This window comes from Caulobacter sp. 05T431 (assembly GCF_056665975.1).
The window spans coordinates 153,201-171,970 of the sequence record NZ_JBFTKU010000004.1 but is presented as its reverse complement, the minus strand read 5'-3'; the positions used below and the strand labels follow the sequence as shown (position 1 = coordinate 171,970).

Here is an 18,770-nt window from a genome sequence, read left to right as displayed (position 1 = left end):
TTCCCCCGAATGTACGACGCCGAACACACCGTCCTCGACGAAGCGACCCTGCGCGCGCTCGAGGCCCAGTACTGCTCCTACGGCGACACCGTCCATTACCTGCCCGACCCGAAGTTCTTCGACGGTTGCGAGGGCTCGTTCATGTACGACAGCCAGGGCCGCCAGTTCCTTGATCTTCAGATGTGGTACTCGGCCGTCAATTTCGGCTATCGCAATCCGCGCCTGAACGCCGTCGCCCACCGCCAGCTCGACACCCTGCCTCAGGTGGCCAGCCAGTACCTGCACCGCGAGAAGGTGGAGCTGGCGGCGATGATCGCCCAGGACGCCGAGAAGAAGTGGGGCCGCAAGGGCCGCGTCCACTTCAACGTCGGCGGCGCCCAGGCGGTCGAGGACTCACTCAAGCTGGTGCGCAACGCCAGCAACGGCAAGCAGCTGATGTTCGCCTTCGAGGGCGGCTATCACGGCCGCACCCTGGGCGCCTCGGCGATCACCTCGTCGTACCGCTATCGCCGCCGCTTCGGTCACTTCAGCGATCGCGCCCAGTTCATTGAATTCCCCTACCATTTCCGCGGCCCCAAGGGCATGAGCAAGGAAGAGTACGGCCACTACTGCGTGCAGAAGTTCGCCCGGCTGTTCGAGACCGAATACAACGGCGTCCTCGACACCAAGACCGGCCAGGCCGAATACGCCGCCTTCTATATCGAGCCGATCCAGGGCACCGGCGGCTACGTGATCCCGCCGCCCAACTTCTTCATCGAGCTGAAAAAGATCCTCGACCAGCACGGAATCCTGCTGGTGGTCGACGAGATCCAGATGGGCATGTTCCGGACGGGCAAGCTGTGGTCGATCGAGCACTTCGGCGTGCAGCCCGACGTGCTGGTGTTCGGCAAGGCGCTGACCAACGGCCTGAACCCGCTGTCGGGCGTCTGGGCCCGCGAGGAGCTGATCAACCCCGAGATCTTCCCGCCAGGCTCGACCCACTCGACCTTCAACTCCAACCCCATGGGCACGGCCGTGGCGCTGGAGACCCTGCGGATGACGAGCGAGGTCGACTACGGCGCCCAGGTCCTGGAGAAGGGCGCCTACTTCCTGGAGGGCCTGAAGGACCTGCAGAAGCGCTGGCCGCAGATCGGCGATGTGGACGGCCTGGGCCTGGCCCTTCGCGCCGAGATCTGCGAGGCCGACGGCTTCACCCCCAACAAGGCTTTGCTCAACCGCATGGAAGCCGAGGGGATGAAGGGCGACATCGAGATCGACGGCAAGAAGTACGGCCTGATCCTCGATGTCGGCGGCTACTACAAGAACGTCATCACGCTGGCGCCCTCTCTGGAGATCAGCAAGGACGAGATCGACCTGGCGCTGAAGCTGCTCGACGCCGTTCTGCGCCGCTGCGTCGACTGAAGCTTCCGATGCGGCCCGTTTTCCTGAGCCTGGACAATGCCTTGGACGCGCAATCTGCATTGCGTGACCGCCGGGCCGTGACCGTCGAAGCTCAGGACCTGGGGCCGGCCCTGCGCCTGTGGAGCCGGCCCCGGGCCCTGGCTTCCCTGGCCGCCCGCCTGCGCGATCGCGCGCCGGCGGGGGCGGGGCCAGACCTGGTGTTCGCCGGCTCGGGCGACTTCCATCACGTCACGCCGCTGCTGATCGAGCGGGCCATCGCGGCGTCCGACGCGGGGCCCGTGACGGTCGTCCATTTCGACAACCATCCCGACTGGGTGCGGTTCAAGAACGGCCTGCACTGCGGCTCTTGGGTCGGTCGCGCCGCGCGGCTGCCCGGCGTGGCCAGGGTGATCACGGTCGGGGTGTGCAGCGGCGACATCGACCGGCCCGAGACCAAGCGGGCCGACCTGGACCTGGTCGCCGAAGGCCGGGTCGAGCTCTATCCCTGGCGCGCGCCGGACGGCGGTCCGATCCTGCGGGTGGGCGACCAAAGCTGGCCGTCGATGCGTGCGATGGGCGAGGACGGCTTCGCGGCCTTGCTGGCTTCGCGGATCACCACGCCGGCGATCTATGTCACCATCGACAAGGACGTCCTGCGCCCGGACGACGCGGTCACCAACTGGGATCAGGGGCAGCTCAGCCTGGACGGGCTGGAGCGCCTGGTCCGCGCCGTGGCCGGCCGTGCGCGGCTGATCGGCGCCGACGTGGTCGGCGACTGGTCGCCCCCGCGCTATGGGCCGGACCTGCTGTCGAACCTGCTCAAGCGCGGCGAGGCCTTCCTGGACCAGCCGCGCGGCGGCGTGCCGGGCGACCTGGCGCGGACCAACGAGGCGACCAACCTGCGCCTGTTGTCGCTGTTCGCGGAGGTGGCGTCGTGAGCGCCGCCCTGACCGCCTCCACCGCGGGCCTGCTGGCGTTCTGCATCGTCACCGAGATCGGTCGCGAACTGAGTTTCAAGGCCGCCTCCGACGGCGCCGAAGGCAAGGCGGCCTATCTGGTCGCGCTGGCCGTCCAGCCCACGCTGTGGGTTGGGATCGTCTTCTGGTTCGTCGAGATGGTCGCCTGGGTGATGGTCCTGGAGACCACGCCGCTGGGCCTGGCCTTCCCGATCATGACCCTGACCTACGCCGGCGTGCCCCTGGCCGGAACCCTGATCCTCAAGGAACGCCTGACCTCCATCCAGATCGCCGGCGCGGCCCTGGTCGCCGCCGGCGTCACCTGCGTGGGGCTGTCGGGCCTGTGACCTCTTCGAACCGTGGAGCGAGCGTCATGACGCCGCGAGATTTCCGTCTACCGAAGCGCACCAAGGGCCTGATGGCCTGGACCCTCTGGGACCTGGTCCCGGTGGCCGCCGCCGTGGCCCACCTGGCGTTCGTGGTCTGGATCGTGGTCGGTTCGGCCAACCGCCCCTGGTGGGGCCAACTGCTGTGCGGCCTCGGCTACGCCCTGGCGATCAGCTGGAACGTCAACGGCGTCTCGCACAACTTCCTGCACACGCCGTACTTCCGGTCCAAGGCCCTGAACCGCGCCTTCTCGCTGCTGGAGTCGGTGGCCATCGGCTTTTCCCAGACCTTCTACACCTGGGTCCACCTGCGTCACCACGAAGGCAACAGCGACCGCCCCGGTCCCGACGGCCAGACCCGCGACTGGCTATCGATCTACCGACACGGCAAGGACGGCCAACCGGAAAGCGTCTGGTCCTACGTGTTCCTGGGCTTCTTCCGCGACAGCGGCGGCTCTGTCCACCAGGCCCTGAAGGCCCGCGGCCGCGACGCCGACGCCCGCTGGGGCCGCATCGAGCTGGCCGCGGTGGCGGCCTTCGCGATCGCCATGGCCCTGATCGACTGGCGCGCGGTGCTGTTCCTGCTGCCGTTCTACTATCTGGGCGAATGCCTGTCGCAGCTGAACGGTTACTACGAGCACTTCAACGGCGATCCCGAGACCCCGATCGCCTGGGGCGTCTCCAGCTACGATCCGGTCTACAACCTCACCTGGTTCAACAACGGCCATCACGCCGAGCACCACTACCGCCCGGCCGTGCACTGGACCCGGCTGCCGGCCCTGCGCCGGGCGCTGGTCGAGCAGCAGGCCGCCCACGGCGTCCACGTCATCGGCCCGGCCCACGCCCTGGGTTTCCTGGCCCGCGCCAATCGCCGTGAACGGGCGGTGCGCCCATGAGCGTCCAGCCCCTGAGATTGGTCGGCCGCTCGGGCCATGGCGTCATGCTGATCCACGGCCTGACGGGCGCCCCGGCCGAGATGAAGCCCTTGGCCAAGCGCCTGGCGCGGCGGGGCTTCGAGGTCCACGCGCCCCTGCTGCCAGGCCACGGCGCCGACGAGGCCACCTTGCTGCGCACCACCTGGCGCGACTGGCTGGAGGGTCTGGTCGAGGCCTATGACCGGTTCGCAGGCGAGGTCGACACCGTGTCGGTGGCCGGGATCTGCGTAGGCGGCGCCCTGGGGCTGATGCTGGCGGCCGAACGCCCCAGCGTCCACGCCGCGGCGGTCTATTCGATGACCTTCGAGTACGACGGCTGGAACATGCCGCGCTTCGCGGTCGCCGCGCCGGTGATCCAGCTGGTCGCCAACCTGCCGGGCGTCCGCAGCCTGGCTTGGGCCGAGACCCATCCGTTCGGGCTGAAGGACGAGCGCCTGCGCGGCCTGGCCGAGCGCGCGCCGGGGGGGCTGATCGAGGGCGCGATCGACCGTCTGCCGCTGGGCGCCCTTTACCAGATGTACCGCATGGGCCGGCGGCTGGAGCGGATCGGCAAGGCGATCGAGACGCCGACCCTGATCCTCCACGCCCGCGACGACGACATGAGCCATCCGCGCAACGCCTATCGCCTGGAGAAGGCCCTGGGCGGACCCACGCGCCTGCACCTGCTCGACGACAGCTATCACATGATCCACGTCGACCAGGAGCGCGACCGGGTGGCGGCGATGACCGCGGCCTTCTTCAGCGCCGAGGTTCCGCAGGCGGCGGAGGAGCTGGAGCTCAGGTCCCATGTTTGAGACCCGGGTCCTGACCACGCTCGACGACCTGCCGCGCGGGCAGTGGGACGCCCTGTTCGGCGGGGCGCTGGAGGGGTTCGACTATCTGCGCGCCATCGAGGGGGCCGGACTGGAGGGCTTCGCGTGGCGCTACGTGCTGGCCCATCGCGACGGTCGCCTGGTCGGCGCGGTTCCGGCCTTCGTCACTGACTATCGCCTGGAGACCACGTTCGAAGGGGCAAGCCGGCGGATCGCCGAGCGGATCCGTCGCCTTGCGCCGGGGGTGATGACCCCCAGGCTGGCCTGCCTGGGCTCGCCCTGCACCGAGACCGCCACGGCCGGCTTCGCGCCGGAGCTGCCCGAGGCCGACCGCCCCGCCGTCCTGAGCGCCCTGATCCGGGCTTTCGAGGACGAGGCCGCCCGAGCGGACTGCGCCCTGACCGGCGTGAAGGACGCCGACTTCGCCCAGGCCGACCTGTGGTCGCGGGGCACGGCCGCCGCGGGCTACAGCCCCGTGCCCGGCCAGGCGATCGCCGATCTGAACATCAATTTCCCCGATATCGAAACCTATCTGGCCGGCCTTTCCAGCGGCGTGCGGCGCGACATGCGGCGCAAGCTGCGCGCGCGATCCGGCGTCCGGGTGGAGCTGCGGACCTCGCTCGGCGCCGATCTGCCCCGGGCGATGGCGCTGTACCACCAGACCCTGGCGCGGGCTTCGGCCCAGCTGGAGACCCTGACCCCCGCCTTCTTCACCGAGGTGGCGGCGCGCCTGCCCGGCCGGGCGGTCTTCGCGCTGTACTACGCGGGCGACGACCTGCTGGCCTTCAACCTGCTGCTGGAGGACGGCGAGGTCCTGCTCGACAAGTTCTTCTGCATGGAGGCCGAGCGCGGCCGGGCCCACAACCTCTATTTCCTCAGCTGGTTCTGTAATCTGGAGCGCTGTCTCCAGCGCGGCCTGAAGCGCTACCGGAGCGGACAGGCCAACCTCGCCGACAAGGTCCGGCTGGGCAGCCGGCTGACCCCTTCGACGATGTACTTCCGCCATCGCAACAACCTGCTGAACGGCGCCTTGCGCGCCCTGGCGCCGCTGGTCATGGGCGATCCCGCCGAAGGGCTGGCCGCATGACCGCCGTCGCCCCCGCGCCCCGCCGCCGCCTGGCGCCCATGGTGCTGTTCGCCGTCCTGCCGCTGCTGACCCTGGGGTACCAGATCGCCGCCAAGGCCTCGGCCGCGCACCTGGTGGACATGCGGTTCGACGCCGAGTGGCTGCTGGCCGCCGCGCGCCTGCCCAGCGTCCAGGTCCTGCTGGTCTGCGAGATCGCCAGCTTCGTGGCGTGGATGACCGTGCTGTCGGAGATGCCTTTGAGCGCGGCCTTTCCGCTGTCGGCGGTCAGCTACGTGCTGATCATCGCCGCCAGCGCGGTGGTGTTCCATGAGCCTGTCGGCCTGCTGCAGGTCGTGGGCAGCCTGGCCATCCTGGCCGGCGTCTGGCTAATCGGACGCGGCGGGCGCGAGACGCCGCCGGGACCCGTCGCATGACCGGCGTCGCGCTCAAGACCCTGCTGTTCGACTGGCGACGGTTCGCGCCGGCCGCCGTGGCCGTCGGGTTCTCCGGCCTATTGGTCCTGCTGCAGGCGGGCCTGATCCTGGGCGTGTTCTCGCTGGCCAGCGTCTATGTGACCCGATCGTCGGCCGACCTGTGGGTCGGGTTCCCGGGCGTGCAGAGCATCGACCTGGGCCGGCCGATCGGCGGAGCCACCGAGCTGTTCCTGCGCGCCGACCCCCGCGTCGCCCAGGTCGAGCCGTTCTACTGGGGCTCGGGCGAATGGCGCACCAGCCGCCACGGCATGGTCAACGTCTACATCGTCGGCCTGGACCCCACGCCCGGCGCCATGGTGCTGTCCGACGCGCTCCCGAGCACCCTGCGCGCCGCCCTGGCCGAGCCGGACTCGGTACTGATCGATCGCGCCGACCTCGGCAAGCTGGAGACCAGCGTCGGCGGCCTGGCCGAGATCAACGGCCGGCGGGTGCGGATCGTCGGCGTGACCGAGGGCCTGCGCGCCCTGGGCGGCGTCAATGTCATCGCCTCGGCCGCCACGGCCCGGCGGCTGGACCCGGCGATCGGCGTCGGGGAGGGGGCCGCCTACTTCACCGCCCGGCTCGTCGATCCGGCTCAGGCCCGCGCCGCCGTCGCCGACCTGCGCGAGGTGGGCCGCCAGCGCGGCTTCGAGCCGATGACCAGCCAGGCCTTCGCCGACCGCAGCGTGCGCTATTGGCTGGCAGAGTCCGGTGCGGGCGTGGCCTTCGTCTTCGGCAGCGCCGTGGCGATCCTGGTGGCGGTGATCGTCACCAGCCAGACCCTGGCGGCCGCCGTCGCCGCCTCGCTCAAGGACTACGCGGCCTTGCGGGCCCTGGGTTTCACCATCGGCGCGCTACGCGTGATCGTCTTGGCCCAGACCGCGTGGATCGCGGCGGCGGGCGTGCTGCTGGCCGGTCTGCTGGCCGCGATCCTGGCGGCCGTGGCGCGGCTGGGCGCCACGCCGTTGATCCTGACGGCGCCGATGGTCGCCGGCGCGATCGGCCTGGTCGCGGTGGTCGCCTTCGGTTCGGGCCTGTGGGCGCTGCGCCGTGTCGCGCGGGCCGATCCGGCCGCGTTGCTTCTGTGAGGTTCTCGATGATGCTTCGCCACGCGCCGAACGGTCGCGTCCTGATCCCGGTCCTCCTGGCGGCGGGGACGCTGTTGGCCGCCTGCCAGAAGGGACCCGACGCCGCCAGCGCCCAGAACCGTCCGGCGCCGGCCGCCGTCGCCAGAGGCGTGGTCGCCGCCGAGGGCGGGCTGATCCCGGTCGCCGCGCCGCGCGACGGCCTGATCTCCCAGGTCAATGTGGAGGAGGGCACCCACGTCGATCGTGGCGCGGTCCTGGCCCAGCTCGATGTCGATCGCAACGCCCTGCTGGCGGCGCAGGCCGCCGCGGAGACCGCCCAGCAGGAAGCCGCCTGGCGCKAGGCCCAGGCGCGTTCGGCGGCCGCCCAGCAGGAGGCCGCGCGCCTGGGCCGGCTGGCCTCGGCGGACGCCGCCACCCGGCGCGAAGCCGAACAGGCCAGGCAGGCGGCGACCGTGGCGGCGGCGCAGACCGACGAKGCGGCGCGCGCCGTCGACGTGGCGCGCGCCCGCCAGCGGCTGGCCGACCTCGAACAGACCGCCCGCACCGTCCGTGCGCCGGTATCGGGCCTGGTCCTGCGCCGGACGGCGGCGGTGGGCGCGGCGGCGGTGGCCGCCTCGGGAACGCCGCTGTTCGTGCTGGCCCCGGATGGTCCCCGGATCGTCCGCGCGGAACTGGACGAGGCCTTCGTCGGCCGGGTCATGCCCGGCGCCGTCGCCTGGGTCACCGACGCCGCCGGCGGCGGGCGGGTGATGAAGGCGCGGGTGCTGCGGATCTCGCCGTCGTTCGAGGCCGCGGCCCTGGACGATCAGCCGGGCGGTCGCGCCGACGGCCGGGTGCTGCGTCTGGTCCTGGCGTTCGACGAACCGAACAACCTGCGCCTGGGCCAACGCGTGCTGGCGAGGATCGGCGGATGATCGGGCGTCTTCTTCTGGCCGCCCTCCTGGCGACGACGCCGGCGATGGCGGGAACCGCRACGGCTCAGACCGCCGCGCCGCAGGCGGCGGCTCCGTGGTCGCCCACCCTGGACGATCCGGTGCTGGCCGACCTGCTGACGCGGGCCGACCAGGGATCGCTGGACATCCGCATGGCCCTGGCGCGGCTGGAGAGGGCGCGCGCCGATGTCGATCTGGCCCGCGCCGGGCGCCGGCCGCACCTGACGATCGGCGTCGAGGCCGCGGCGGGCGGCGCGGACTTCTCGTCGAGCAGCGTCGGAGCCGGCGCGCCGGTGTCGGGCGGCTACGARGTCGACCTCTTCCATCGCCTGAAGCACGGGGTCGACGCGGCTCGATCCGACGAGGCCGCMGCCCTGCAGGACGCCGCGTCCGCCCGTCACCTGGTGCTGGCCGAGGTCGCCCGCACCTATGTGGCGCTGCGTGCCGACCAGGAGCACCGGGCCGCGGCCGAGGTCCGGGCGGACGTGGCGCGGCGGACCCAAGACCTGATTGGCCGCCGCGTCCTGGAGGGCTCGGCCAGGGAAGAGGACCTGACGACGGCGCGCCTGGCGACCGCCCAGGCCGGCGCCGAGGTCCAGCGCGCCGCGCACGCGGTGGAGGGCGATCGGATGCGACTGGGCCACTTGCTTGGGCAGGACGGCCCCATCGACGAGCCGGCCTATGCCGGCGACGAGATCCCGATCACGCCGTCGGCGCCGATGGTTTCGTCCGAGGCGGTCCAGGCGCGCCCCGACATCCAGGCCGCCTTCGCCCGTCTGAAGGCGGCCGACGCCCGTCGGGCCGAGGCGGTCGCCGCGTCGCGGCCCCGGTTCGTGCTGACCGCCGGCATCGGGTCCGGCGATCCCGACCTGCTCTATCTCCTCGACGTGAGGGCCCTGGCCTGGGCGGTCGCCGGCGGCCTGACGCACGAGCTGCTGGACGGTGGCGCGGCCAAGGCCCGCAAGCGCGGCGCCGAGGCCGAGGCGCGGCTGGCCGAGTTGGCCTACCGCAAGGCGGTGGGCGAGGCCTGGGGCCAGGCGCGGCTGAACCTGGCGACGCTGCAGGACGCCGCCGCGGCCGAGGCGGTGGCGAACCGGGCCTGGACCCAGGCGGTCCGGGCGTTCGGAGCCGGCCAGACCCGACATGAGGACGGCGACATCGACGGCATGGCCCTGGCGGCGCTGGAGGCGCGCGCCGTCGACGCCGACGTGGCGCTGACCGACGCCCAGGCCGCCCGCGCCCAGGCCTATGTCGCCTTGCTGCTGGCCCTGGGCGGACGCGCCACATGAGCCTTTCCCTGCGCGCCGAAGCGGTGCGGAAACACTATGGCGAGGGCGTCCAGCGGATCGACGCCCTGCATCCGGTCAGCCTGAACCTGCGACCCGGCGAGATGGTGATGATCACGGGGCCGTCCGGGTCGGGGAAGTCGACGTTGCTGGCGATCCTGTCCGGGTTGCTCAGCCCCGACGCCGGATCGGTCGAGGCCCTGGGCAGCGCCCTCGCGCCGATGAGCGCCGACCAGCGCGATCGCTTCCGGCTGGCCCATTCCGGCTTCATCTTCCAGGGCTTCCACCTGCTGCCGGCCCTGACCGCCAGCGAGCAGGTCGAGATCGTGCTGCGGCGTCTGGGCGCCTCGGCGCGGGAGGCCAAGGCCCGCGCCGCCCAGGCCCTGGCGGCGGTGGGGCTGGAGCGGCGGATGTCGAACCGGCCGGGTGAGATGTCAGGCGGCGAGAAGCAGCGCGTCGCCATCGCCCGCGCCCTGGCCAAGCGGCCGGCCCTGATCTTCGCCGACGAGCCGACCTCGGCCCTGGATTCCGAGAACGGCCGGCAGATCGCGGCCCTGCTGCGGGCCGAGGCGCACGCCAGCGGCGCCACCGTCGTGTGCGTGACCCATGACGCGCGCCTGGCCGACCTGGCCGACCAGGTCCTGCGGATGGAAGACGGTCGGATGCTGGCCTGAGCCCCGGTGTTTCCTCGAGGCAAATCGGTGAGGGGGAGGCGGCCGCCCGGCGTCATTGGACCAGACCCTCCCTGGGAGTTTCGCGCCATGACCGACGCCCTTTTCGCCCACGCCTTCCTGACCGACGACGACGTCGCCAACCTGATCTCCACCAAGGCGGGCCTGGCCCGCTACATGCTGCAGCGCCCGACCCGGATCTGTGACCTGCGGCTTCCGCTGGAGGCCTACGAGGCGGTGCTGGTCGAGATCGAGGATCACTTCCAGGTCGAGATCGACGACCTCGTCGGCGCCGACTGCGTCACGCTGGGGGCCTTGATGGATCGGCTCAAGGCGCGTGTGGTCCGACCCGCCAGCCTGCCGCGCCGGGCGGCCTGAAAAATCGATGAGGGGTTTTCCGAGGCCTGGCGTCGTTGGACCATGCGGATCGGATTCCTCTTCAATCACGACCAGGTCCATCAGGTGGCGCACAGCCTGCCGATCGCCCTGGCCCTGGCGCGCGGCGGCGGCGATCTGGAGATCGTGGTCGCCACCACCAACCGGCGGCTGACCGCCGAGGTGATCCGGCTGGGCGGCGGTCTGATCGGCCACGGCGTCGGCCTGGTCGAGCTTGGCCTGACCAAGCGTTCGTCCAAGCTGCTGGCCGCCACGACCGAGGCCGTGCTGCCGGCCACCAAGCTGCTGGTCTACAGCGACAACCTCGACTTCTTCCGCTCGCTGGACATCTTGGTGGTGGCCGAGAAGACCTCTCTGATCCTCAAGACCCGTTACGGGCTGAAGGACCTGAAGATCGTCCATACCCGACACGGGGCCGGCGACCGCGCCATCGGCTTCGACAAGGCCAGCGCCGGCTTCGACCACGTGCTGGTCTCGGGCCGCAAGATCCGCGATCGCCTGATCCACGAGACCGGCGTCGATCCGGCCAGGATCTCGATCGTCGGCTATCCCAAGTTCGACCTGCTGTCGGCGAAGGCGACGACCCATCCTCTGCTCGACGACGGTCGGCCGGTGACGCTCTACAACCCGCACGTCTCGCCGCACCTGTCGTCCTGGTACGAGGCGGGCCGACAGGTGCTGGACTGGTTCGTCGAGCACGACGACCATCACCTGATCTTCGCGCCGCACGTCATGCTGTTCGAGCGGCCGTTCGTGGCGACGATAGACAAGCTGCGGCTGGACCGCGCCGGGCGGATCGAGGAGCGCTATCTGCGCGCGCCCAACATCCATATCGACCTGGGCAGCCGGGCCTCGACGACCATGGCCTACACTCAGCGCGCCGACCTCTATCTCGGCGACGTTAGCAGCCAGGTCTACGAGTTCCTGCTCAAGCCGCGGCCGTGCGTGTTCCTCAACACCCACCGCTTCGCCTGGACCGGCGATCCCAACTTCGGCCACTGGCGCACGGGGCCGGTCATCGAGGACGTCGCCGACCTGGGCGCGGCCATGGAGCGGTCCCGCCGGGAGCACGGGGGCGTCTGGCGGCCCGTGCAGGAGGCCCTGTTCGACGAAAGCTTCGATCTGACGGACGAACCCTCGGCGCAGCGCGCGGCGCGGGCGGTGGCCCGGTTCGCCGGACAGGCCTGGCCCGATCCCCCGGCCGCCGCCTTCCGCGACACGGTGCGGACCGGGACGGAGGCGTTCTGATGCGCATCTTCTACGTGATCAATTCGGTCGAGGGCGGCGGGGCCGCCTTGCCCGTGCCGGCCGTGGCCAAGGTGCTGACCACCCTGGGCGCGAAGGTCGAGATCCTGGCCCTGACCCGCCGCGACGGCCGGGCCCTGCCGCCGATGACCCGCCAGGGGCTTGAGGTCCATGTCCGCGAGGGCGGCGAGAAGGACCACGCCGCGGCCCTGGCCTGGCTGGACCGGATGGTGGCCGACGCGCAACCGGACCTGCTGTGGACCTCCCTGACCCGCGCCACCCTGCTGGGCCAGATCGTCGGCCTGCGGCGCGGCGTGCCGGTCGTCAGCTGGCAGCACAGCGCCTATCTGAAGACCGCCAACCGCCTGCTGCTGCGGGCGACCCAGGGGCTGTCGGACCTGTGGATCGGCGACTCCCACAGCGTGACGGCCCTGACCGCCTCGCGGCTGAAGGTGAAGGCCGACCGCCTGACCACCTGGCCGCTGTTCGCCGCCGACGCGACCGCGCCCCAGGCGACGCCCTGGCGGCCGGGCGAGACCCTGCGCCTGGGCGCGCTGGGACGGCTCCACACCGCCAAAGGCTATGACGTCCTGATCAAGGCCCTGGCGCTTCTGCGTGCGAAGGGCTTCGTCGCGCCCGCGCCGTTCGAGGTGGAGATCGCCGGCGAGGGCGCCCAGCGCGAGCATCTGCAGGCCATGATCGACCAGGCCGGTCTGGACAACGTCCGGCTCGTCGGCTTCCGCGACGCGCCGCGTGACTTCCTGGCCGGATTGCACCTGTACCTGCAGCCGTCGCGGCGCGAAGGCCTGTGCATCGCGGTGCATGAGGCGATGCAGGCGGGCCTGCCGGCCCTGGTCACCGCCGTGGGCGAGATGCCCTACAGCGTGGTGGACGGACTGACCGGAAGCGTCGTCCCACCCTGTGATCCCGAGGAACTGGCCAAGGCGCTGAAGCGGTTGCTGAGCTCGCCGCGTAAACTGGCGCGGATGGGCGAGACCGCGCGGGCGCGCGTGCTGGAACGGTTCGGCCAGGCCCGGTTCGCGGCCGCGGGCGCGGAGATCTTCGCCCGGCTGCCCGTCCGACGCGACGCCGAGGTCCAGGCGATCGCGAGCCCCGCCTCGTGAGCCTGGAGACCTGGGCGCTGGGCAAGGCGCTGAGGCCGCTGGTCCGGCGCGGCGCCCTGACCCTGGTCACGCCGTCCGGCGAGCGCCTGGCGTTCGGCGACGGGGCGGGCGCGCCGGTCGTCGCCCGCCTGACCGACAACGCGGCCGTCCGGGCGCTGCTGCTGGATCCCGACCTGCGGACCGGCGAGCTGTTCACCGACGGCCGGCTGGTGATGGAGCAGGGCTCGATCTACGACTTCCTCAGCCTGATCCTCGACAACGATGGTGAGGAGAACCCATCGCCGATCGTCCAGGCCTTCGACCGCTTCCGCACCGCGACTCAGCTCTGGCGCCAGCGCAACGACCCGGGCCGCTCGCGCCGCAACGTCGCCCATCACTACGATCTGGGCGATGACCTCTACGCCCTGTTCCTGGACCCGGACTGGCAATATTCCTGCGCCTATTTCGAGCATCCCGGCCAGAGCCTGGCCGACGCCCAGCTGGCCAAGAAGCGCCACATCGCCGCCAAGCTGCTGCTGGAACCGCATCATCGCGTGCTGGACATCGGCTGCGGCTGGGGCGGGCTGGCGTTGTACTTGGCCGGCGTCGCCGACGCGGCCGAGGTGCTGGGCGTCACCCTGTCCGAGGAGCAGATCGCCCGCGCCCGCGATCGGGCCCAGGCGGCCGGGCTAGCCGACCGGGCGCGGTTCGCCCTGACCGACTACCGCGCGGTCGAGGGGCGGTTCGACCGCGTCGTCTCGGTCGGCATGTTCGAGCATGTCGGCCTAGGCAACTACGAGACGTTCTTCCGGACCTGCCGGGAGCGCCTGGCCGACGACGGGGTGATGCTGCTGCACACGATCGGCTGCTCGGACGCGCCCAGCGTCACCAACCCCTGGATCACCCGCTACGTTTTCCCGGGGGGCCACCTGCCGTCGCTGTCGGACATCCTCAAGGCGGTGGAGCGGTCGGGCCTGGTGGTCGCCGACATCGAGGTGCTGCGGCTGCACTACGCCGAGACCCTGCGGGCCTGGCGCACCGCCTTCATGGCTCGCCGCGCCGAGGCGGCCGCGTTGTTCGACGAGCGCTTCTGCCGTCTGTGGGAATATTATCTGGCGATGTCGGAAACGGCCTTCCGCTACGAGCAGGTCGTCGTGTTCCAGCTGCAGCTGGCCCGGCGACAGGAGAGCGCCCCGCTGACGCGCGACTATGTCGCCGCCGCCAAGGCCGACCTGCGGGCCCGCGAGAACGCCGTCTCCATTGGCGATCGGTAATCCGGAGGCCATCGTCCCAAAAGGTCGCGGCGGGCAGGGTGGTCTTCAGGGACATCCAACCGGAGAACCACCATGAAACGCCTGATCGTCGCCATCGCCCTGATGGCCGCCGCGCCCGTCGCCGTCCTGGCCGCCGCCAAGCCCTACACGGGCCACGAGCTGGCCAAGTCGGCGCACATCACCGTCGAACAGGCTCAGGCCATCGCCCTGAAGGCGCGGCCGGGCAAGGTCACCGACAAGGAGCTGGAGAAGGAGCCCGGCGGCAGCGGCCTGCGCTACAGCTTCGACATCGTCGCCGGCGGCAAGACGTACGAGGTCGGCGTCGACGCGGCCGACGGCAAGGTTCTGGAGAACGCGGCCGAGGGCAAGAACCCTGACTAGGCGATTTCCTCGCCTGGCAAATCGAGGCAGGTTGGCCGCATGAAACTGTTGCTGGTCGAAGACGACAAGGAAGCCGCGGCCTATCTGAAGCGGGCCCTGTCCGAGGCCGGCCATACGGTCGACTACGCCGCCACCGGCCGCGAGGGCCTGATGCTCGCGGCCGCCGAGACCTATGACGTGATCGTGCTGGACCGCATGCTGCCGCAGATCGACGGCCTGGCGATCCTGCGGACCATCAGGGCGTCGGGGGTCAAGACGCCGGTCCTGCTGCTGACCGCCCTGGGCGGCATCGACGACCGCGTGGAAGGTCTGGAGGCGGGCGGCGACGACTATCTGGTCAAGCCGTTCGCCTTCGCCGAGCTGCAGGCACGGGTCAACGCCCTGGCCCGCCGTCCGCCGCCGCAGGAGGTTCCCACCACCCTGCAGGTGTCCGACCTGACGCTGAACCTGCTCAAGCGCACCGTCACGCGCGGCGGCGTCCGGATCGAGCTGCAGCCGCGCGAGTTCCAGCTGCTGGAATATCTGATGCGCCATGCTGGCCGGGTCGTGACCCGGACCATGCTGCTGGAGAGCGTCTGGGATTTCCACTTCGACCCCAAGACCAACATCGTCGAGACCCACATGAGCCGCCTGCGGTCCAAGGTCGATCGCGGTCAGCGCCAGGAGCTGATCCACACGGTGCGCGGCGCGGGCTACTGCCTGCGCGAGCCGGACTAGATGTTCCGCTCCACCAGCTTGCGCCTGGCGGCCCTCTACACCGCCGTGTTCGCCCTGTCGGTGGTGGCGCTGGGCGCGATCACCCTATTCACGACGCGCGGCGCGCTGTCCGAACAGTTCAACGCCCGCATCCAGTCCGAGTCCGTGGCCCTGACCCAGGAGTTCTACAGCGAGGGCCTGGAGGGGGTGGTGCAGGCCGTCCGCGAGCGGGACCGTACGCCCGGCGCGCTGGACTACGGCCTGGTGGGGCCCGACAAGAAGCCCCTGGCCGGCCGCCTGGCGGTCAGCGGCGCGGCGCCCGGCTGGTCCACCGTTGAGACCGCGCAGCGCGACGGCGAGGTCGAGCCGATCCGCGTGTTCACCGTGGCGCTGCCCGGCGGCTACAGCCTGCTGGTCGGCGACGACGAGGAGCGGATCGAGGCGCTGGATGGGGCGGTGCTGCGCGGCTTCGCCTGGGCCTTCGCTGGCGTGGTGATCCTGGGCGTGGCCGGCGGTTTCGCGCTCAGCCGCGACGTCCACCGGCGGCTGGCGGCGATCTCGGGCACGGCCGAGGCGATCATCGACGGCGACCTCAGCCGCCGCGTGCCGGTGCGCGGTTCGGGCGACGATCTCGACCGCCTGGCCGAGACCATCAACCGCATGCTCGACCGGATCACGACGCTGATGGAGAGCCTGAGGCAGGTGTCCAACGACGTGGCCCACGACCTGCGCACGCCTCTGACCCGGCTTCGCCAGCGGCTGGAGGCGGGCCTGGCCCGCGAGGCCGAGCGCGGCGAGGCCATCGAGGGCGCACTGGGCGACCTGGACACCATCCTCGAGACCTTCGCGGCCCTGCTGCGCATCGCCCAGGTCGAGGGCGGCGCCCGTCGGGCGGCGTTCCGCGCCACCGACCTGGCCCAACTGGCCGGCACGGTCGTCGACGCCTTCGCACCCTCGGCCGAGGACGCCCGCCAGACCCTGCGGCTGGAGGGCGAACCTGCGCTGACGATCGACGGCGACCCCGAACTGCTGACCCAGATGCTGGTGAACCTGGTGGAGAACGCCCTGCGTCACGCGGGGGAGGGGGCGTCCATCCGGGTCGGGGTCGGACGAGTACAGGGCGCGCCGGTCCTGTGGGTGGCCGACGACGGCCCCGGCGTGCCGGCGGCCGAGCGCGAGAAGCTGTTCGATCGCTTCTACCGCCTGGAACACAGCCGCTCGGCGCCGGGCAGCGGCCTGGGCCTGGCCCTGGTGGCCGCCGTGGCTCGCCTGCACGGCGCCGAGGTGCGACTGCACGACGCTCAGCCGGGTCTGGAGGCGCGGGTCAGCTTCCCCGGTTCATGAGCAGCGCGGCGCCAGGTTGGGAATTCGCAATGTGGCCGTCATGACCTCGTCAGTTCGCCGTCGCTAAGTCAGGTCCGCTCAGGAGCCTTGCATGCCCGCCGTCCGTCTCGCCGCCGTCACCTCCGCTTTCGCCGGCGTCGCGTTCCTGTTGGGCGGCTGCACGACCTATGTTCCCGCGCCGGTCCATCTGGACGCCTATCCCACAGCGATGGAGGCGCGCCGGCTGGACGAAAAGCCGCCGGGGGCGACCTGGAGCGGCGCCGACCTGCTGGCGGCCGCCCTGGCGCGCAACGCCGCCGTCGCCGAGGCGGCGGCCAAGTACCGGACGGCGGTCGCGGCGGCCAAGGCCTCGCGCGTCGCGCCGAGCATGACCCTGACCCTGACCGCCGAATACGCCAGGAGCGAGCCCAAGCCGTGGCTGTACGGCGTCGCCTCCGACATCCCGCTGGACATCGGCGCGCGGCGCGGCGCGCGGCTGAACGCCGCCGACCTCGCCGCCGTCCAGGCGCTCTACGACTATGGCGAGGCGGTGTGGACCGTCCGCATCGCCTTGACCCGGGCTCGCGCCGATCGCCTATCGGCCGACGCCGAGATGGTCCTGGCCCAACGCCTGGAGACCGTTCGCCAGGCCCGGGCCGATCGCCTGGACCGCCGCGTGGCGGCCGGCGAGGATGATCGTGGCCTGGCCCTGGCCGCGCGAACCGACCTGGCCGCGGCCCACCGTCGCGTGGCCGATGCGCGGGCCCGCCGGGTCCAGGCCGACGCCGCCCTGGCGCAAGCGCTTGGCGTGCCGTCCGCCGCCGTCACCGACCTGTCGCTGGCGCCGGTCACCTCGCCGCCGGAAGGACTGGACCTGACCCAGGCCCGCCGAGACGCCGCCCTTACCCGGCGCGACGTCCTCAGGGCGGTGGTCGACTACGACCTGGCCGAAAGCGCCCTGCGGCTGGAGGTCGCCAAGCAGTATCCGGAGATCCACGTCGGGCCGGGCTACACCTACGACCACGGCGTCGCCAAGCTGCCATTCAACCTCGGCCTGGTCCTGCCGCCGATGGACCTGAACCGTTCGGCCATCGCCCAGGCCGAGGCCAAGCGCGCCGAGGCGGGCCGCTCGCTGGAGGCGGTCCAGGCCGCCGCCCTCGGCGCGGTGGACCAGGCCTGGGCCGCCTTGGGCGCGGCGCGGATCACCGAGACTTCGACCCGCGAGCGCGACCTGCCCATCGCCCGGCGTCTCGCCGCCGCGACCGCGATCAGCGCTGGGACTGGCGAGGCCGACCGTGTCGACGACCTGGGGGCCCAGGCGACCCAGATCGAGGCCGAGCTGGCCGTGCTCGACGCCCGCCGCGCCGCCTTGACCGCCGGTGTCGACCTGGAAGGCGCCCTGCGCGTCCCGTTCGACCCCGCAGAGACCACCCTTTTGCAGACCGCGTCGCGTGCGCTTGGAGGCCAACCATGAACAAGCTGGCGGTGCTGGCCCTCGCGGCCGGCTTGGTCTGGACCGGCCTGGCCCAGGCGGCCGAGGTCGAGGTGGACGCGGCCACCCAGAAGCGGCTCGGCGTCACCGTCGCGCCCCTGGCGGCCGCCCGGCGGCAGGCCTCCGCGACCGGCTTCGCCCGTGTCCTGGACCCGGTGCCGCTGGCCACTTTGGACAGCGACCTGGTCACCGCCGCCACCGCCGCCGCCGCTTCGCGGGTCGAGGCCGCCCGGACCAAGACCCTGGCCGCCGCCGACGCCACCGTCTCGCTGAAGGTCGCCCAGGCCGCCCAGGCCCAGGCCGCCGCCGACGCCGCCAAGCTGGCCCTGCTGCGTCGCCGCGTCGGCCTCGAATGGGGCCCCGCCTTCGCCAGCGACGCCGCCCGTTCGCGCCTGATCGCCGAACTCGTCGCGGGGCGGGCGGTCCTGGTGCGGATCGACGCCCCCGCCGGGACCGGCGGCGCCCGCAGCGCTCGGATGCAGCTGAGCAGCGGCGAGACGGTGGACGTCGCGATCCTCGGCCCGGCCCGGACGGCCGACCCGCGCGTCCAGACAGGCGGGCTGGTGGGCGTGGTGCGCGGCCCGGTCGCCGCGCGCCTGGGCGTGGGCATGTCGGCGCCGGTGACCTTGTCGGGGGCGGCCGGCGGGTCAGGGGTGCTGGTGCCGCGTTCGGCCCTGATCCGGACGGCCGGCCAGACCTTCGCCTATGTCCGCAAGGACGCCACCCATTTCGAGCGGCGGGCGCTGGTGGCCCCGACGTCGCAACCCGAGGGCCTGTTCTCGGCCGGCGGCTTCGCGCCCGGCGAGCCGGTCGTGGTGTCCGGCGCCTCGGCCCTGCTGGCCGCCGAGACCGCGCCCAAGGCCGGGGACTAGCCC

Annotated in this window: 20 protein-coding genes; all 20 read left to right on the top strand. The window is 71.9% G+C overall.

What is annotated here, in order from left to right:
• Nucleotides 1–9: 9 nt before the first annotated feature.
• The 20 genes from AC1U89_RS05735 to AC1U89_RS05640 all read left to right on the top strand — a co-directional run bounded on the left by AC1U89_RS05735 (nucleotide 10) and on the right by AC1U89_RS05640 (nucleotide 18,767).
• A complete protein-coding gene (locus AC1U89_RS05735; protein ID WP_479898773.1) occupies nucleotides 10–1,401 on the top strand; it encodes an aspartate aminotransferase family protein in 1,392 nt (463 codons plus the stop codon).
• A gap of 77 nt (nucleotides 1,402–1,478) precedes the next feature.
• Nucleotides 1,479–2,318, top strand: a complete 840-nt coding sequence (locus AC1U89_RS05730; RefSeq protein ID WP_479898772.1) for a hypothetical protein — start codon at nucleotides 1,479–1,481, stop codon at nucleotides 2,316–2,318.
• Entirely contained in the window at nucleotides 2,315–2,683 is a 369-nt protein-coding gene (locus AC1U89_RS05725; protein ID WP_479898771.1) for a DMT family transporter, read from the top strand. The genes AC1U89_RS05730 and AC1U89_RS05725 overlap by 4 nt, the downstream gene beginning before the upstream one ends.
• 26 nt (nucleotides 2,684–2,709) lie before the next feature.
• The gene (locus AC1U89_RS05720; protein WP_479898770.1) at nucleotides 2,710–3,618 is read left to right on the top strand and encodes a fatty acid desaturase family protein; all 909 of its coding nucleotides are present in this window, start codon (nucleotides 2,710–2,712) and stop codon (nucleotides 3,616–3,618) included.
• A complete protein-coding gene (locus AC1U89_RS05715) occupies nucleotides 3,615–4,451 on the top strand; it encodes an alpha/beta hydrolase (protein WP_479898769.1) in 837 nt (278 codons plus the stop codon). Before AC1U89_RS05720 ends, AC1U89_RS05715 begins: the two co-directional genes overlap by 4 nt.
• Complete coding sequence (locus AC1U89_RS05710) at nucleotides 4,444–5,556, top strand: GNAT family N-acetyltransferase (protein ID WP_479898768.1); 1,113 nt, start codon at nucleotides 4,444–4,446, stop codon at nucleotides 5,554–5,556. Before AC1U89_RS05715 ends, AC1U89_RS05710 begins: the two co-directional genes overlap by 8 nt.
• Complete coding sequence (locus tag AC1U89_RS05705; RefSeq protein WP_479898767.1) at nucleotides 5,553–5,969, top strand: DMT family transporter; 417 nt, start codon at nucleotides 5,553–5,555, stop codon at nucleotides 5,967–5,969. The genes AC1U89_RS05710 and AC1U89_RS05705 overlap by 4 nt, the downstream gene beginning before the upstream one ends.
• Nucleotides 5,966–7,096, top strand: coding sequence for an ABC transporter permease (locus tag AC1U89_RS05700; RefSeq protein ID WP_479898766.1), 1,131 nt, complete (start codon nucleotides 5,966–5,968; stop codon nucleotides 7,094–7,096). The genes AC1U89_RS05705 and AC1U89_RS05700 overlap by 4 nt, the downstream gene beginning before the upstream one ends.
• A gap of 8 nt (nucleotides 7,097–7,104) precedes the next feature.
• Entirely contained in the window at nucleotides 7,105–8,010 is a 906-nt protein-coding gene (locus tag AC1U89_RS05695; protein WP_479898765.1) for an HlyD family secretion protein, read from the top strand.
• Entirely contained in the window at nucleotides 8,007–9,317 is a 1,311-nt protein-coding gene (locus AC1U89_RS05690) for a TolC family protein (RefSeq protein ID WP_479898764.1), read from the top strand. Before AC1U89_RS05695 ends, AC1U89_RS05690 begins: the two co-directional genes overlap by 4 nt.
• Nucleotides 9,314–9,988 (top strand): ABC transporter ATP-binding protein, encoded by a 675-nt coding sequence (locus tag AC1U89_RS05685; protein WP_479898763.1) that lies wholly within the window; start codon nucleotides 9,314–9,316, stop codon nucleotides 9,986–9,988. Before AC1U89_RS05690 ends, AC1U89_RS05685 begins: the two co-directional genes overlap by 4 nt.
• 87 nt (nucleotides 9,989–10,075) lie before the next feature.
• Nucleotides 10,076–10,363 (top strand): hypothetical protein, encoded by a 288-nt coding sequence (locus AC1U89_RS05680; RefSeq protein ID WP_479898762.1) that lies wholly within the window; start codon nucleotides 10,076–10,078, stop codon nucleotides 10,361–10,363.
• Between the two features lie 42 nt (nucleotides 10,364–10,405).
• Nucleotides 10,406–11,629, top strand: coding sequence for a hypothetical protein (locus AC1U89_RS05675; RefSeq protein WP_479898761.1), 1,224 nt, complete (start codon nucleotides 10,406–10,408; stop codon nucleotides 11,627–11,629).
• Nucleotides 11,629–12,750, top strand: coding sequence for a glycosyltransferase family 4 protein (locus tag AC1U89_RS05670; RefSeq protein ID WP_479898760.1), 1,122 nt, complete (start codon nucleotides 11,629–11,631; stop codon nucleotides 12,748–12,750). Before AC1U89_RS05675 ends, AC1U89_RS05670 begins: the two co-directional genes overlap by 1 nt.
• Entirely contained in the window at nucleotides 12,747–14,003 is a 1,257-nt protein-coding gene (locus tag AC1U89_RS05665) for a class I SAM-dependent methyltransferase (protein WP_479898759.1), read from the top strand. Before AC1U89_RS05670 ends, AC1U89_RS05665 begins: the two co-directional genes overlap by 4 nt.
• A 72-nt stretch (nucleotides 14,004–14,075) precedes the next feature.
• Nucleotides 14,076–14,384: a PepSY domain-containing protein gene (locus AC1U89_RS05660; protein ID WP_479898758.1), complete on the top strand. Its 309-nt coding sequence runs from the start codon at nucleotides 14,076–14,078 to the stop codon at nucleotides 14,382–14,384.
• 39 nt (nucleotides 14,385–14,423) lie between these two features.
• Nucleotides 14,424–15,101: a winged helix-turn-helix domain-containing protein gene (locus tag AC1U89_RS05655; protein WP_479898757.1), complete on the top strand. Its 678-nt coding sequence runs from the start codon at nucleotides 14,424–14,426 to the stop codon at nucleotides 15,099–15,101.
• Nucleotides 15,102–16,424 carry a sensor histidine kinase gene (locus AC1U89_RS05650; RefSeq protein ID WP_479898756.1) on the top strand — a complete coding sequence of 441 codons (1,323 nt, stop codon included), beginning with the start codon at nucleotides 15,102–15,104 and terminating at the stop codon, nucleotides 16,422–16,424.
• Between the two features lie 91 nt (nucleotides 16,425–16,515).
• Nucleotides 16,516–17,877 (top strand): TolC family protein, encoded by a 1,362-nt coding sequence (locus tag AC1U89_RS05645; RefSeq protein WP_479898755.1) that lies wholly within the window; start codon nucleotides 16,516–16,518, stop codon nucleotides 17,875–17,877.
• Nucleotides 17,874–18,767, top strand: a complete 894-nt coding sequence (locus AC1U89_RS05640; RefSeq protein ID WP_479898754.1) for a hypothetical protein — start codon at nucleotides 17,874–17,876, stop codon at nucleotides 18,765–18,767. The genes AC1U89_RS05645 and AC1U89_RS05640 overlap by 4 nt, the downstream gene beginning before the upstream one ends.
• Nucleotides 18,768–18,770: the final 3 nt, after the last annotated feature.

What these genes read in the sequence shown, in the direction of transcription:
- AC1U89_RS05735 (WP_479898773.1), top strand. Translation starts at nt 10, where the DNA reads ATGTACGACGCCGAACACACCGTCCTCGACGAAGCGACCCTGCGCGCG.
- AC1U89_RS05720 (WP_479898770.1), top strand. Translation starts at nt 2,710, where the DNA reads ATGACGCCGCGAGATTTCCGTCTACCGAAGCGCACCAAGGGCCTGATG.
- AC1U89_RS05715 (WP_479898769.1), top strand. Translation starts at nt 3,615, where the DNA reads ATGAGCGTCCAGCCCCTGAGATTGGTCGGCCGCTCGGGCCATGGCGTC.
- AC1U89_RS05710 (WP_479898768.1), top strand. Translation starts at nt 4,444, where the DNA reads ATGTTTGAGACCCGGGTCCTGACCACGCTCGACGACCTGCCGCGCGGG.
- AC1U89_RS05705 (WP_479898767.1), top strand. Translation starts at nt 5,553, where the DNA reads ATGACCGCCGTCGCCCCCGCGCCCCGCCGCCGCCTGGCGCCCATGGTG.
- AC1U89_RS05700 (WP_479898766.1), top strand. Translation starts at nt 5,966, where the DNA reads ATGACCGGCGTCGCGCTCAAGACCCTGCTGTTCGACTGGCGACGGTTC.
- AC1U89_RS05685 (WP_479898763.1), top strand. Translation starts at nt 9,314, where the DNA reads ATGAGCCTTTCCCTGCGCGCCGAAGCGGTGCGGAAACACTATGGCGAG.
- AC1U89_RS05680 (WP_479898762.1), top strand. Translation starts at nt 10,076, where the DNA reads ATGACCGACGCCCTTTTCGCCCACGCCTTCCTGACCGACGACGACGTC.
- AC1U89_RS05675 (WP_479898761.1), top strand. Translation starts at nt 10,406, where the DNA reads ATGCGGATCGGATTCCTCTTCAATCACGACCAGGTCCATCAGGTGGCG.
- AC1U89_RS05670 (WP_479898760.1), top strand. Translation starts at nt 11,629, where the DNA reads ATGCGCATCTTCTACGTGATCAATTCGGTCGAGGGCGGCGGGGCCGCC.
- AC1U89_RS05660 (WP_479898758.1), top strand. Translation starts at nt 14,076, where the DNA reads ATGAAACGCCTGATCGTCGCCATCGCCCTGATGGCCGCCGCGCCCGTC.
- AC1U89_RS05655 (WP_479898757.1), top strand. Translation starts at nt 14,424, where the DNA reads ATGAAACTGTTGCTGGTCGAAGACGACAAGGAAGCCGCGGCCTATCTG.
- AC1U89_RS05650 (WP_479898756.1), top strand. Translation starts at nt 15,102, where the DNA reads ATGTTCCGCTCCACCAGCTTGCGCCTGGCGGCCCTCTACACCGCCGTG.
- AC1U89_RS05645 (WP_479898755.1), top strand. Translation starts at nt 16,516, where the DNA reads ATGCCCGCCGTCCGTCTCGCCGCCGTCACCTCCGCTTTCGCCGGCGTC.
- AC1U89_RS05640 (WP_479898754.1), top strand. Translation starts at nt 17,874, where the DNA reads ATGAACAAGCTGGCGGTGCTGGCCCTCGCGGCCGGCTTGGTCTGGACC.